General features: G+C 67.0%; 11 protein-coding genes. 10 read left to right on the forward strand and 1 reads right to left on the reverse strand.

Translation table 11 applies throughout. The annotated features are described in order from the left end of the window. Nucleotides 1-349 precede the first annotated feature (349 nt). The 6 genes from WBP06_RS23420 to WBP06_RS23445 are packed head-to-tail and all read left to right on the forward strand — an operon-like array spanning nt 350 to nt 7206. Nucleotides 350-1087 (forward strand): polysaccharide biosynthesis/export family protein, encoded by a 738-nt coding sequence (locus WBP06_RS23420; RefSeq protein ID WP_395334442.1) that lies wholly within the window; start codon nt 350-352, stop codon nt 1085-1087. Then, a complete protein-coding gene (locus WBP06_RS23425) occupies nt 1084-2313 on the forward strand; it encodes a hypothetical protein (protein ID WP_395334444.1) in 1230 nt (409 codons plus the stop codon). The genes WBP06_RS23420 and WBP06_RS23425 overlap by 4 nt, the downstream gene beginning before the upstream one ends. Next, nucleotides 2310-3878, forward strand: coding sequence for a GumC family protein (locus tag WBP06_RS23430; protein WP_395334446.1), 1569 nt, complete (start codon nt 2310-2312; stop codon nt 3876-3878). The genes WBP06_RS23425 and WBP06_RS23430 overlap by 4 nt, the downstream gene beginning before the upstream one ends. Next, nucleotides 3875-4828 carry a CpsD/CapB family tyrosine-protein kinase gene (locus WBP06_RS23435; RefSeq protein WP_395334448.1) on the forward strand — a complete coding sequence of 318 codons (954 nt, stop codon included), beginning with the start codon at nt 3875-3877 and terminating at the stop codon, nt 4826-4828. Before WBP06_RS23430 ends, WBP06_RS23435 begins: the two co-directional genes overlap by 4 nt. Before the next feature lie 19 nt (nt 4829-4847). Then, nucleotides 4848-5813, forward strand: a complete 966-nt coding sequence (locus WBP06_RS23440; protein WP_395334450.1) for a hypothetical protein — start codon at nt 4848-4850, stop codon at nt 5811-5813. 58 nt (nt 5814-5871) lie between these two features. Continuing rightward, nucleotides 5872-7206 (forward strand): glycosyltransferase family 4 protein, encoded by a 1335-nt coding sequence (locus WBP06_RS23445; protein ID WP_395334452.1) that lies wholly within the window; start codon nt 5872-5874, stop codon nt 7204-7206. A gap of 30 nt (nt 7207-7236) precedes the next feature. Here WBP06_RS23445 and WBP06_RS23450 read toward each other — a convergent pair whose 3' ends face one another. Then, entirely contained in the window at nt 7237-8577 is a 1341-nt protein-coding gene (locus tag WBP06_RS23450) for a glycosyltransferase family 4 protein (RefSeq protein ID WP_395334454.1), read from the reverse strand. Between the two features lie 195 nt (nt 8578-8772). Between WBP06_RS23450 and WBP06_RS23455 the strand changes: the two genes are divergently transcribed. The 4 genes from WBP06_RS23455 to WBP06_RS23470 all read left to right on the forward strand — a co-directional run bounded on the left by WBP06_RS23455 (nt 8773) and on the right by WBP06_RS23470 (nt 13963). Beyond that, on the forward strand, nt 8773-9999 hold the full coding sequence (locus WBP06_RS23455; protein ID WP_395334456.1) for a cell wall hydrolase: 1227 nt from the start codon (nt 8773-8775) through the stop codon (nt 9997-9999). A 146-nt stretch (nt 10000-10145) separates the two neighbouring features. Continuing rightward, complete coding sequence (locus tag WBP06_RS23460; RefSeq protein WP_395334458.1) at nt 10146-11393, forward strand: DegT/DnrJ/EryC1/StrS family aminotransferase; 1248 nt, start codon at nt 10146-10148, stop codon at nt 11391-11393. A gap of 51 nt (nt 11394-11444) precedes the next feature. After that, nucleotides 11445-12824 (forward strand): glycosyltransferase family 4 protein, encoded by a 1380-nt coding sequence (locus WBP06_RS23465; RefSeq protein WP_395334460.1) that lies wholly within the window; start codon nt 11445-11447, stop codon nt 12822-12824. A gap of 14 nt (nt 12825-12838) precedes the next feature. Further along, nucleotides 12839-13963: a glycosyltransferase gene (locus WBP06_RS23470; RefSeq protein WP_395334462.1), complete on the forward strand. Its 1125-nt coding sequence runs from the start codon at nt 12839-12841 to the stop codon at nt 13961-13963. Nucleotides 13964-13974: the final 11 nt, after the last annotated feature.

The following is a 13974-nucleotide window of genomic DNA, read 5'->3' on the forward strand; positions in this document are numbered from 1 at the left end:
TGCCGCGCACTATGCCGCGGGCGAACGCCGCGATCTGCTCGCCCAACTGCGCTCCGCATCGCGCCTACAGGGAATCGCTTCGGAAAAATCCCAGGGACAATCAGCGGCGGCATTTTCCCCATTCCCTGACCGCGCATTCGCGCCGCGCAAGCTGGAATCCGGTCCTGGCGTCGATGCCGAATCCGGCCGCCGCAACTGGGTTGCCACGGCTGCTTGCGATTTTTCCGAGGGGGTAAGACCGCACACTCTTCGTACGATTTCGCGACTTTTCCCAATTCGTTAAGCTTTCAGGCACGATCGGGAACAGGGCTGCACGCCGCTGGACCGGTTCCGCACGAGGGAGGCACTAGTGCGCATCGCAATCGATCCGTTTCGACACCGGCAGCGTATTCCGCACGGGTTGGGCAAAAGCCTGACGCAATCGGGCCGGATCGCCCTGATCGCACCATTCCTGGCATCGGCCTGCCTGACATCGGTCTGCCTTGCCCCGCCCGTCATGGCCCAGCAGCCCAGCACCGTTGCCGAGGCGGCGGCGGTGGGCGGCGCCGTTCCCGCCCCGCTCACCGGGCTGGCCGGGCCGCGCTACACCGTGAACGCGGGCGACGAACTGGACGTTTTCGTCTGGGGCGAGGACCGCATGCAACGCGCGGTGCGGGTGCAGCCGGACGGCACGTTCGCCTTCCCACTGGCCGGGACGATCCGCGCCAGCGGCCGCAACGTGTCCGACATTGCCGGCGAAATTCGCGAGCGCATCTCGCTCAACTATCGTGGCACCGTGCCCGACGTCACCGTTTCGGTGCGCGAGGCGACGGGAATGCGCTTCTACGTGGTGGGCAAGGTGCGCTCGCCCGGAAGCTTCACCAGCGGCACGGCGCCGAACATCCTGCAGGCCCTGAGCATGGCGGGCGGCACGGCAGACTTTGCCGACGTGAAGAACGCGGTGATCCTGCGCCAGACGCCGCAGGGCGAAGTGGTGGAACCGGTGGCGCTCAACAAGCTTCTCAAAGGGCGGCGCGCGCTTGAGGCCGGCGGCCTCGACAAACCCCTGCCGACACTTTCGAGCGGCGACGTCCTCGTCATTCCGTGAGGGGCCGCCAGCATGGACCGATCCCCAGCGTTGTCCCCCATGCCGCGACGGCCGTTTCCGCCGTCGCGCTGGCCTTCGCGGTGCTTCTGCCCGGTCCCGCCGCCGCCCAGTCCCAACTGCCGCCCCCTTCGCCGGCGCGCCAATCGCCGTTCGAGGTGGACGTGATCGCTCTTGCAGCCCGCAACCCGTTCCTGGAAACCGATGACGATGCCTTTACCGCCGCCATCGCACTGGCCGCGAAAGGGCATACCGACTGGCAACTGGCGCCCGGCACGAACCTGGATGCCGACGGCGCCGTCGCGTTTCGCCAGTACAGCCGCAAATACGGCAACTTCCTGACGGGCCGCGCCGCGCTGGCGCTGGATCATCGCCACAACGAATATCTCTCGTTCCTGAGCGAAGCCTCCTACGAGCGCGTGCTGCCGACCGAGGCACAGGGAAGCAGCATCGATTCCGCCGTCGATCCGCTCAGCCTGCAGGACAATTACCAGCTGGCGCAGACCGTCACCTGGCATGGCGACGCGCTTTCCACGGTGAGCGGAAGGCTGGGCTGGACCCGGTTGGACCCGCACGGATCCACCCTGCTGCAGTCCACCTCCGCCCTGGCGCTGACGCTCAATGCCAAGCGGCAGATCGATCCCTTGACCACGCTGGGTGCGGTGACGGTAATGACATGGTCCCGCACCGGCCCAGGCTCAGGCTCAGGCCCCAGTTCAGGCGACGATCCCCATGCCTGGACCGCCCAGCTCACCGCCGAACGGCGCATGGGGCATGGCTGGCGCGCGCAGATCGCGCTCGGCGCCACGCGCACATCGCAGCTGAACAATCTTGGCCAGCGACAGGGCAGCGGCGTGCAGTTCGCCGGCAACACCCTGCTGTGCCACGAACCCGGCCACGTTTCGGCCTGCATCACCGCATCGGTCCAGCCGGTCATCAGTTCCTATGGCGGCATCCGCCGCGAGACCGCAGTGGGCGCCTCGCTCAACTGGCGCTTGACGGAACGCGGCACGCTGACCGCCAATGCCGACTACCGCCGCTCACCCCAGTCCGCGCCCGCCGCCGACATCGACACGATGCGGCTGGCCGCCCGCTACGACTATCGGCTCAACGGACAGGTCGTGCTGTTCGCCGGGCCAGAATATTACCGAAGGACGGGTGTGGGCGGCCAGACCGTTCACTCCGCCCAGTTCCAGATCGGGATTACAATCGGGATTCCGCACCAATGACCCTGCCGATCAAGCCGCCCGTACTGCCCAAGACCGATCCCGACGGGATCGGCATCTATCCGCGTGAAATACTGGCCATGCTGCAGCGCCGATGGCGCTGGCTGATCGTGCCGCTGGTACTGGGCCTGCTGGCGGCGTGCACCGCCATCGCGCTCCGCAAGCCGGTCTACCTGTCCGCCGCGACGCTGCTGATCGATTCCCCGCAGATCCCCACCACGCTTGTCGCCTCCCCCCTGACCGACATCGCGGACGAGCGCATCGCCAAGATCCGTCAGCAGATCGTCAGCCGAGACAGTCTGGCCGGGCTGATCCGCGCCAACGACCTCTATCCCGCCGTGCGCGGCAAGATCGATGCGCCGGCCTTGTTGGAGATCATGCGCAACGACATCGGCGTCGACCTGGTGGCGGCGAACCAGGGGCGCAACGGCGGCAGCACCATCGCCTTCACGCTGTCCTACAAGTACGCCGATCCGCACAAGGCGCAGGCCGTGACCGAGCAATTGACGCGGATGTTCCTGGTGGAAGACAAGCGCTTTCGCACCGAACAGGCGACTGGCACCGCCTCGTTCCTGGAGCACCGATCGGAAGAGCTGCGCCGGCAGCTGAGTGCGCTGGAAGACAAGCGCCGCGATGTGGAGGCGCGCTATGCCGGCGCGCTGCCCAGCGACGTGGCGCTCAGCTCGCAATCCAGTTCCGCGCTGCGGGCGGAGATTTCGCGCACCGATTCCGAAACGCAGGGCATCATCCAGCAGAACGGAATGCTGGCATCGCGGCAGCAGGAACTGTCGCAAAGCCCGCCGCCGGGCACCGACGGTCTGCGCACCGCCGAAGTCCGGCTGGCACAGCTTCAGTCGACCCATTCGGACACGTTCCCGGACGTGATCGCCGCCAAGGCCGAAGTCGAACGGCAAAAGACGCTTGTCAGCGAAAATCCGATCCCGACCTCCAACCTCGTCCAGACCGAAATCGCTGCCGGCCGCAACCGCATCGACGTGCTGGCCAGCCGCCGGTCCGAACTGGTGCGCACGATGGCCGAACTGGATCGCCGCGCCGCCCAGGCGCCGGAGGCGGCCTACGAACTGAACATGATCGAGCGCGAGTACGACAACATCAAGCGCCAGTACGATTCCTTGCGTGAAAAGCAGCTGGATGCCCAAGTCGCCGCCAATCTGCAGACGGAGGACAAGGGCGAACGCTTTACCGTGGTGGACCAGCCCAACCTGCCGCTGGAACCGCTGGGCGCCAAGCCGATCCTGCTGTTGATGATGGGCGTGATCGGCGGCGGCGGCCTGGGGCTGTTCCTGATCTTCGTCTACGAATTCGCGAACGGCACCATCCACGGCGAACACACCCTTGCGCGGACCACGCAGGTTCCCATCCTGGGCGTGGTGCCCGCGCCCCGCCAGCCGGGATGGCAGGATCTCTGGTTGGGCCGCGTACCCGATCCGGTGCGAAATTGGCGGGCTCCCGACTGGATACCCGAAGGACTGCGCAGCGCCCTTTCCCGCTGGCTTCCCATGGCGCGCCCCGCCGCCTCGCCCGATACTGCAGGAGCCGCACGATGAAAGCCGAAACCGGCATCGCCCAACCACCCGCAACTCTGGCCCCGACACCGGCCGGCTCCTCCCCGGCGCCGAAGCCCGCCGCGACATCCGCCGCAAAAGCGAAATCGCGGACAAAGTCGAGAGCGAAAGCGAAAGCGGAAGCCATCGCAGCGGCAGTCCAGGTCTCGGCTGACGATGCCGCCGCCCTTCCCGCCCCTGCGCCGGCCGGCACGCCCGTCCTCCCGGCCCCCTGGATTCTGGATCCCGCCGTGCTTGCAAACAATCGCATCGTCGGGTTCGGATCGATGAACGAGGATGTCCATCCCTTCTTCATGCTGCGCGCGGCATTGCTGAACCACGCCGTCGCCACGCACCAGCGCGTCTTTGCGGTCACATCCGCACAGGCGGGCAACGGCAAGACCCATGTCGCGACCAACCTGGCCGCAACTCTCAGCCGGATCCATCCGACCGTGCTGATCGAACTCGATCTGCGCCAGCCCCAACTGGGCACGCGCCTTGGCCTTGCCGCCGATACGCCCGGCGTGGACGATTACCTGTCGGGCGAGGCGGAGTGGGCCGATACCGCCGTTCCGATCGAAGGCTTCGACCTCACCGTGCACCGCGTCCGCCGCGCACGGGTCAATGCGGAACCACTGTTGGCCTCGCCCGCGTTGGCGCAGATCCTGCGGCAGTTCCGCGCCAACGGCAACGGACCGATCTGCATCGTCGATACGCCCCCCGCGCTGGTCAGCGACGATCTGGTGCTGATCGCTCGGGGCATCGACGGCGTGCTGCTGGTGGTCGAGGAGGCGCGCAGCCGCAAGGGCGACATCGTAGAGGCCATCAACGCCCTGAATCCGACACCGATCGTCGGCACCATCCTCAACAATTCGATCACCCGGCCGCGCAGCCAGAACACCTATGGCTACCACTACTATCGCGACGATGCCGCCTCCGCCCCTGGCGCCTGATGCGACGGAGAACACGACGATGACGGGCTCCCCACGCGAATCTGCGGCCCGCTGGTTGCGCGATTTTCCCGCGCGCAGCGCGCTGAAATTCACCAACATGCGCCATGTGCGCCTATGGCTGGGGCAGCGCCACGCCCGCGCGCTGCACCGTCATCGCGATGCCCTGCCCGGGCTGGCGCAAGGGGATGCCGCGATCGTCGAGGCGCTCGACACGAACGGCATCTGCGTGACTTCGCTCGACCGGCTGGCCCTGCCCGGCGCGGACGCGCTGCTGGCACAGGCCGGCGCGCTGGCAGAGGCATTCGTCGAAGAGGCGCGCGCGCTTGCGCGCGGCGGCAGGGACTTCATCATCGTGCCACCGGCCGACATCGCGCGCCATCCGGACATCTATCTCTGGGGCCTGCAGGATCGCCTGCTGGACATAGCGGAGGCCTATATCGGCCTTCCGGTCGCCTATGACGGCGTGGCGATCAACTATACGGTGGCGGACGGCCGCGCGATCTCCACCCGCAAGTGGCATCGTGACTGGGAAGATCGCCGGGTGCTGAAAGTGGCCGTCTATCTGCACGACGTGGATGCCGAAGGCGGTCCGTTCGAACAGATCTCGCGCCACGACACGCTGCAGAGCGACCGGGGCGGTTTCAATTACGATCTGGCCGACGATGCGGAACTTGAGCGCATCCTGGGCCGATCGCCAGAGAAAGACGTGGTCAGCTGCACCGGACCGCGCGGCACCGTGGTGTTCTGCGACACCGCCCGCTTCTTCCATCGCGGCAAGCCGGCGACCGCGCGGGACCGCGCCGCGCTGTTCTACAGCTTCTTCGCCAATCCGCCGCGCCATCCCTTCTTCTGCGAACGCACCGGCCTGTCGCGGGCCCAGATCGCCGGTCTGGCCAGCGACCTGACCGGACGGCAGCGCGCGGCGGCGCTTTGGCGGCGGCAGGTTCCGCCACTGCTGCGCCTGATCCCCCGCCACAGCCTGTGATCCCGCATCCCGCCCGCCAAGCTGCCCTGACCCGCCGCATCGAACGGATGCCATTCCCATGACGACCATTCCCTGCGACGCACCCTTCGCGCCCGTCCTTGAACGCCCGCGCATCGTCCTTGCCTCTCCCAATCTGTCGCGCGCGATGGGGGGAGAGGCGCTGAAGGCGCTTTCGGTCTTCCTGGGCTATCGCGAGATGGGGCTAGACGTCACGCAAGTGACCCATGCCCGCGTGCAGGACGAACTGCTGGAATACGGCATCGACAGCGGCGTGGTCTATGTGCAGGACGGGCCGGTGCAGATCTGGCTGCACCGCACCCGCCTCTACTGGCTGCTGGCCGTGGTGGACAGCTGGCTGCTCCACCGTGCGGTGCAGCAACAGATCGACGCTTCATCGCCGTGGCTGGTCCATTTCACCTCACCGATCTCCCCCAACCGGATCAGCTTTCCGATCCGGGGCGCGCCGGTGGTGATCGGCCCGCTCAACGGCAATATCCTTCACCCGCCCAGCCTGATGTTCCGCGAAAGCCGCGGGAAACGGGCCGGATCCTGGCTCATGTGGCCGGTGCAGCGGGTCAGCCGCCTGCTCTTTCGCGGCAAGCTTCATGCCCGTCTGTTCGTATCCGGCGGTGAGCGTACCGCGCAGGCGCTGGAATTGGGCGGCTGTCGGCGCGAACAAATGGTCGTCGTACTCAACAGCGGCATCGACCCGCGTCTGCGGGACCATCCGCGCATCACTCATGAAGGGACCAACTGGAACTTCGTCTTCCTGGGCCGGCTGGTCCGCTACAAGGCCTGCGATCTGGTAATCCGCGCGCTGACCCGCGTGCCGCTGGCCCGGCTGGAGATCATCGGTGACGGGCCGGACGGGGCGCATTTGCGCGCGCTGGCGGAACGCGAAGGCGTGGCCGATCGCGTCACGTTCAGCCCATACAGCACCGAACGCGGCGCGCTGTTCGAACGGTTGCGTGCGTTCCGCGGCTTCGTCTTCCCCACCCTTGCCGAAGCCAGCGGCACAGTGATTCAGGAAGCGATGATGCTGGGCCTTCCGGCCGTCTGCGTCGACTGGGGCGGGCCGCAGATGCTGCTGGATCCCGATACAGGCATTCTGATCCCGCCCCATGGGGAAGACGCCATCGTTGCCGGCCTGGCCGACGCCATGGCCCAGCTGGCGACCGACCCCACGCTGGCAGAGGACTATTCGCGCAAGGCCCGCGCCCGCGCCGAAGAGGCGGGCTATGACTGGCCCCACGTGTTGCGGGCCTGGATCGGCCTGTACGACCGGCTGCTGGAGGAAATCGGCTCCGCCCGGCGGATCGCCCCGGCACTGGCGGCGGCGATCGGCACGCACGCCAGCAACTTGTGCGAAAGCATGAGTTCGCTGATCGGCTGAAAAGCCCCGGTCCGCGCCGATCCCGCCACGTTAGCAATAGGGCGTCAGCAACGCGGCCAGATCCGCTGCATTGCGATCGGGATCGTGGCGTTCCAGCACCCGCAGTCGCGCGCGCGCGCCCATCGCCGCTCGGCTTTCCGCCGGGGCATCGCACGCCGCCTCCAGCGCGGCGACGATGGCCTCCACCGAGCCGGAGGGGACCAGCCAGCCGACGTTATCGTCCACCAGTTCGGGAATGCCGGCAATGGCCGTGGCAATCACCGGGCAGCGCAAGGCCATGGCCTCCATCAACACCACGGGCAGCCCCTCGGCAAAGCTGGCCAGCACGAAGACATCCGCTTCCGTCAGGGCCTGGCGGATCTCCTCCGGCCCCGCCCAACCCCGCAGCCGGACATTGTGCTTCAGGCCAAGACGCTCGATCTGGTTTTCGATCGCCGCCCGGTCCTCCCCGTCTCCGATCACGTCCAGCGTGATGACCCGTTGCGCGGCGATGCGGCCCATGGCCTCTATCAGCAGCGGCAGCCCCTTCTGCGCGCTCAGCCGCGCGACGCAGAGGAAGCGGGTGGCTTTGGCGGCGGCTGGCCCCACGGCGCCGTCGGCCAGAAAGGATGCGTCCGGCGCGCAGTGGACGACGTGTATCCGGCCCCAATGCGCGGGATCGGACCAGCGCATCAACTGCCCCCGCCCGAAGCTGGAAACCCCGGCAACGAACGCCGCATCGGCAATCTTGCCCGGCAGGTCCAGCGCCTGCGGCGCATCGAACTCGTCCGGTCCGTGGACGGTGAAACTGTAGGTCACCGGCGCCAGCCGCGCGACAAGGCGCGCCACGGTAGCCGGATTGGTGCCGAAATGAACGTGGAGATGCCGGATCCCCACCCGTTCCAGCCGCCGCGCCAGCAGCGCCGCCTCAGCGAAATAGGCCGCAGCGCGGTGGCGATTGCCCGGTCCGCAAACCCGCCATGAAAGCCGCAGCGCATGCCATGCCGCCAGCGGCCGCGTGGCAAAACAGGCCGCCGCTGCGCCGGCAAGCGCCACTGCATTGTCCAGCAGGGCCACCGTCCGCGCCGCCTCCTCGCGATCCTGCGCACCCGGCAGTGGCTGGTCCGAACGGCGTACGGTAAAGCGGCTTACCGAAAGGCCCTGCCGTTCCAGGGCAGCGATCTCCGTTCGGATGAAGCTGTGGCTGACCTTAGGATAGACGTTGGTGAGATAGGCCACCCGCAGCCTCGCGGCCGTGGCCTGCCCGATTTGAGCCGTGGGCGCGTGGGACGGACGCTTTGCCCGCTCCGTTTCCCCACTCTGGCGCCGCGAAAGTACGGAGGTCGCGCCCCAGTTCAGCGCCGCATCGGAAGGGCCTGCGATATCGGTCATGCCCACCACTATGATCGACCATACACCCGGACGTCATTGCGAATTTTCCCAATGGGTTTTCGCTGGTGGACCGTGGGAACCCCAACGCCCGGATGCGCCCGCGCGCGCGTCATGCGAACTTTCGCGCGGCGCTTGCACGGCCGACGGATCGATAGAGGCAGGATGGCGCAGTGGTCGTCGCGAAAGGAAGCAAGCATGGCTTTGCCGCGGATATCGGCAAGATTGCGCCCGCGCTCGATCTCGCCTGACGGTGCCGTACCGGCACGCCGTCATCCAGGATGGCACGGTGCGCTGCTGGGTGCGGCGGCCCTGCTTGGCCCCGGTGCGGGCGCCCCGGCGGCGCGGCTTGCCGAGCGCCCGGCAACGCCGCCCGCTGCTCTGACCATGCCGGCGGCAGACGGGTTTCGACCGCAGGCCGGTGCCGATGCACAGGCCCGCCTGGCCCGCGCCTTCAATGCCGCCGTCCCGGTGGCGCGCGGGGCGTTGATCGCTGCCCAGCCCTTCTATCTCGATGCCTCCTTCGCGGATCGGGCGCGGGCGCTGGACTGCCTTGCCGCCGCCGATTTCTACGAGGCTGGGGGCGATCCGGCAGACCAGCGCGCCGTGGCGCAAGTCGTGCTCAACCGTGTGCGCCACGCCGCCTTTCCGTCATCGATCTGCGGCGTCGTGTTCGAAGGGGCCGACCGGCCGACCGGTTGCCAGTTCACGTTCAGTTGCGACGGTTCGTTGGCCCGGCGCCGACCGAGCCCGACCGCCTGGCAACTGGCGCGCCGCACCGCCGCCGAAATGCTGCTGGGCCGCGTGGACGCCACCGTGGGTCAGGCTACGCATTACCATACCGACTGGGTAAGCCCGCCCTGGGACCGCACGATGGACAAGCTGGCCATCGTCAAGACGCACCTGTTCTTTCGCTGGCGCGGCGCCACAGGAGCGCCCGGCGCGTTCACCCGCCACTATGGCGGCGGCGAACCGCGCATCGCCCGGCTGGCAGGGCTTTCCGCTGCGCACGCCTTCTCCGGCGAAATGCCCGGCGACGCATCCGCCGGGCAGGACCTGGCGGCGATTGCCGGCGCTGCAGCCGACGCCGCAACCGAAGCCCCGGCAACCGCGCCCGTACCGCCCACTTTGCAGGAGCAGGGCGTCTTCCTCGTCTCCCTGCCGGTCGGCGCCAGTCCGGACAGTTTCGTGCGCATGGCCGAACAGCGATGCGCCGGGGTGCCGGACTGTCGCTTCGTCGGCTGGACGGACCCTTCGCGGCGCGCCACGGCGTTGCCGCTGCCGGGAAGTGCGGTGGACGCCATATCCTTCACCTTCGTTCGTCATTCCGGCGGGCAGAGCAGTGGACAGGGTGGACGCGCGCAGTGGAATTGCGCAGAGTTTCCCCGGGTAAACACCGAGGAATGCCTGCGGCGTTCCAGTTGAACGGCCAGTTGAATGGCCGGTTGAACCGGGCGGTTATCCGATCGAAAGAACCCTCCCCCTGAAAACCTGTAGTGGCATTGCAGACTGCACCGGGTTCCTGCCGCGCGATACTCTTGCCCCCTGTCCCGTTCATGGTGGGAGCGGCAATGGAATTGCATCGCAGCACAAGTGACGAGCGCTCTTCGAACGAAGACTACGACCTCGTCGAGATTCCCGCAGCGGCACGCGCAAGCCGCCCAAAGAAGGCGCGTCGCGCGCCGCCGATCGATCTGGACGATGCACCGGTCACCCGGCCGTTCCTGCCGCCGCTGGACGAGTTCCTGCCCTATCTGGAAGGCATCTGGGCCAATCGCTGGCTGACCAATGCCGGCCCCTATCACCAACAGTTCGAGGAAGAGCTGGCCGCCTATCTGGGCGTGGAGCACGTTGCGTTGACGTCGAACGGCACCAGCGCACTGGAACTGGCGCTGCAGGCGCTCGATCTGAGTGGAGAGGTGATCACCACGCCCTTCACGTTCGTCGCCACTACCCATGCCCTGCAATCGCGCGGTCTGACGCCGGTGTTCGTGGATATCGATCCGAAGACAGGGAACCTCGATCCCGAGAAGGTCGAGCGCGCGATCACCGAACGGACCAGCGCGATCCTGCCGGTTCATTGCTTCGGGCATCCCTGCCGCACCGATCGCATTGCCGAGATCGCCCGCGTTCACCGGCTCAAGGTGATCTACGACGCCGCCCATGCCTTCAACGTGCGGCGGGACGGGGAAAGCCTGCTGCGCGCCGGGGATGCGGCCTGCCTCAGCTTCCATGCCACCAAGGTGTTCAACACGTTCGAAGGCGGGGCGGTAATCTGCGCCGATGCAGCGACCAAGGCACGCATCGGACGGCTACGCAATTTCGGCTTTACCGATGCCTACTCGGTAGACGCCATCGGCACCAACGCCAAGATGAGCGAATTCCAGGCCGCCTTCGGCCTGCTACAGCTGAAATACGCGGACGAAGTGGTCGCCCGGCGCAGTGCCATCGCCGCGCTCTACACCGCCGGCCTCCGCACGATCGACGGCGTGACGCTGTTCGAGGCGGAGCCGGGCTGGCGGCTGAACCATTCCTACTATCCGTTGCTGCTGGACGATCGGCTGGCGTCGCGCCGGGATGAGCTGTGCGCGCGGCTTCTGGCGGCGGGTATCCATGCACGGCCCTATTTCTGGCCGCTGGTCTGCGATCATTCGGTCTATCGCCACCTGCCCTCCGCCGCCACGCACATGCCGGTCGCCCGCAATTTCGCAAAGCGCATCCTGTGCCTGCCGCTCTATCCCGACCTGGCGCCCCGCCATGTCGAGAATGCGATCGGCATCGTTGCGGATTTCAGCGCCCGCCTTGGCGGACGGTCCTGACCCGCGCCGCCCTTTCCCGCCTTGACTTCGCTTTCGAGGAAACCTTGCGGAATGCCCGCTCAGCCGATCTCGTCCAATCTTCCACGGCCTTGGCAGGGCGGCACCGCCCGCCGGCCCGGTGATGGTGACGATGCCATGCTGAACATCCTGATGATCGCGGAGAACATCTCCCGCAACCTCAGCGGGGAAACCATTCTTCCCTACTACTACCTCACGCATTTTCTGGCCCAGGGGCACGAAGTTCGCGTCATCTGCCACGAACGCGTGCGCGAACAGCTGAAGACGGAACTGGACGCCGCCACGTTCGCGCGCTTCGCCTTCGTCAAGGACAGCCTGCTGCAAAAGGCGCTTCACCGCGTCAGCGGCCTTTTCCCGCATCGCGTGGCGGACCTTGTGTTCAACCAGCTTATCCAGGTGCTGACGCAGTTGCGGATGCGCGGTCTGGCGCGGGCGCGGGTAGCGGCGGGATCGGTGGACGTGGTGTTCCAGCCCGCCCCCATCGCCGTGAAAGCCGTCAGTTCGATGTACAATCTGGGCGTGCCGGTGGTGATCGGGCCGATGAGCGGCGGAATGGATCTTCCCCCCGCCTTTCGCCGGCTGGACGGGCCGCTGGTGCGGTTGGCGATCTCCGGATCGCGCAGCGCCACCGGGCTATTGCACCGGCTGATCCCCGGCAAGCGCAACGCCGCCGTGCTGCTGGTCGCCAACAAGCGCACGCGCGCCGCGCTTCCCATCCACACCACTGGCGAAGTGCGCGAGGTGATGGAAAGCGCCGTCGATCTGGGACGGTGGCAGCCGCGTAGTTCGGATCCCGCATTGGGCGGCCCGATGTCCTTCATCTTCTGCGGCCGTTTCGTGGACTGGAAAGGCATTTCGCTGCTGGTGAAGGCCTTCGCCCCGCTGGCGCGTACCGGCAACGTGCGGCTGGACCTTGTCGGCGACGGCGAACTGTTCGCGGAGATCGAGCATCTGATCGAGGACGAAGGGATTGCCCGGAATGTCGTCCTTCATGGCCGGGTGCCGCTGGAACGCTATATCGAACTGCTTCACGATGCCGGGGCCTTCGTTTCACCGTCGCTGCGCGAATGCGGCGGCATCGCGATGATGGAGGCAATGGCGATCGGCGTCCCGGTGATCGCGACGGACTGGGGCGGCGCGGCGCAGTACGCCAGCCGCGACTGCGCGATCCTGGTGCCGCCATCCTCGCAGGCGGACTTCGTGGACGGATTGACCGCGGCGATGCGCCATCTGGCCAGTTCGCCCGAACTGCGCCGCGATCTTGGCCGCGCAGGCCGCCATCATCTTGAACGCGAAGGCCATGACTGGGCCGTGAAGGCCCGCACCGTCGCGGAAATCCTGGGAGACGTTTCCCGGCCCCGCCAAGCGGCAACGTCCGGCCAATCGGCAACGTCCCGACAACCGGCAACATGAGCAGAAGGCCCGCCATGGAAAAGACCGACAATCCCGACATCGTGTTCTACGCCCGGCAGCTCTACAACGGTGGGGTGGACCGCGTGGTCTTCAACCTGGCCGAGGAATTCCTGGCGCGCGGCATCAAGCCGGCGATCGTGGTGGACATGGACAATCCCTGGTCCCCCTTCCGCGATCTGGTCCCCAAGAACGTCCCGTACATCGTGCTGGATGCAAAGGGTGCGCTGGCGCGGATCGTCAAGCTGCGCGCCTATCTGCGCCGGACCCGGCCCCGCGCGGTAATGTGCACCGGCTTCGGCTTTCCCAATATCTGCGCGATCATGGTCCGCTGGATCGCCGGCTTCCGCTTCAGCCTGATGCTGACCGAACACTGCTTTCCCTCGGTCGATCTGGACGCTGCCAAGCCCTGGCAATCGCGCTACTGGTTCTTCCGGCTGGCGCATGTGTTCTATCCCTTCGCGGATACGATCGTGGCGGTATCGAAAGGCACGGCGCAGGATCTGGCCAAAGTCATCAGGATCGACCCCAAATCGATCAACTGCATCTACAACCCCATCGTCAGCGACGGGCTGATCGAATCCGGACAGGCACCGGTCGACCATCCCTGGTTCCACGATCCCGACGTGCCGATCGTGATCGGCGTCGGCCGGCTGGAGCATCAGAAGGATTTCGGAACGCTGATCACCGCCTTCGCCAAAGTCCGCCGGCAGATGCGCTGCCGCCTGATGATCCTGGGCGACGGGACCGAGCGTGAGATGCTGGTGCGGCTGGTCAACGATCTGGGCCTGGCGGACGATGTGGTGCTGCCCGGCTTTGCCCCTAATCCCCATGCCTATACGGCCAAGGCCAGCCTTTTCGTGCTGTCTTCGCGGTTCGAAAGCCTTGCCAACGTGGTGATAGAGGCAATGGCGCTGGGCACCCCGGTCATCGCCACCGACTGCCCTTCCGGCCCGGCCGAGGCGCTGGACAACGGCCGCTTCGGCAAGCTGGTGAAAGTGGAGGATGCGGACGAACTGGCGGGCGCGATGATGGATGCGCTGCGCAAACGCCCCGCCCCGGTGCCGAAATCGTGGCTGGAACAGTTCACCACCCGTGCCTCGGCCAGCCGCTATCTTGAGCTGCTTACGCCGGCCGCGTGAGACGTTCCGTG

The sequence above is a fragment of the Novosphingobium mississippiense genome (assembly GCF_044029535.1).
In the GTDB taxonomy this organism is placed as follows: Bacteria; Pseudomonadota; Alphaproteobacteria; order Sphingomonadales; family Sphingomonadaceae; genus Novosphingobium.

Coding starts and splice junctions, on each gene's coding strand:
- WBP06_RS23460 (WP_395334458.1), top strand. CDS start 10,146: ATGGAATTGCATCGCAGCACAAGTGACGAGCGCTCTTCGAACGAAGAC.
- WBP06_RS23440 (WP_395334450.1), top strand. CDS start 4,848: ATGACGGGCTCCCCACGCGAATCTGCGGCCCGCTGGTTGCGCGATTTT.
- WBP06_RS23430 (WP_395334446.1), top strand. CDS start 2,310: ATGACCCTGCCGATCAAGCCGCCCGTACTGCCCAAGACCGATCCCGAC.
- WBP06_RS23450 (WP_395334454.1), bottom strand. CDS start 8,577: ATGACCGATATCGCAGGCCCTTCCGATGCGGCGCTGAACTGGGGCGCG.
- WBP06_RS23435 (WP_395334448.1), top strand. CDS start 3,875: ATGAAAGCCGAAACCGGCATCGCCCAACCACCCGCAACTCTGGCCCCG.
- WBP06_RS23470 (WP_395334462.1), top strand. CDS start 12,839: ATGGAAAAGACCGACAATCCCGACATCGTGTTCTACGCCCGGCAGCTC.
- WBP06_RS23465 (WP_395334460.1), top strand. CDS start 11,445: ATGCCCGCTCAGCCGATCTCGTCCAATCTTCCACGGCCTTGGCAGGGC.
- WBP06_RS23455 (WP_395334456.1), top strand. CDS start 8,773: ATGGCTTTGCCGCGGATATCGGCAAGATTGCGCCCGCGCTCGATCTCG.
- WBP06_RS23445 (WP_395334452.1), top strand. CDS start 5,872: ATGACGACCATTCCCTGCGACGCACCCTTCGCGCCCGTCCTTGAACGC.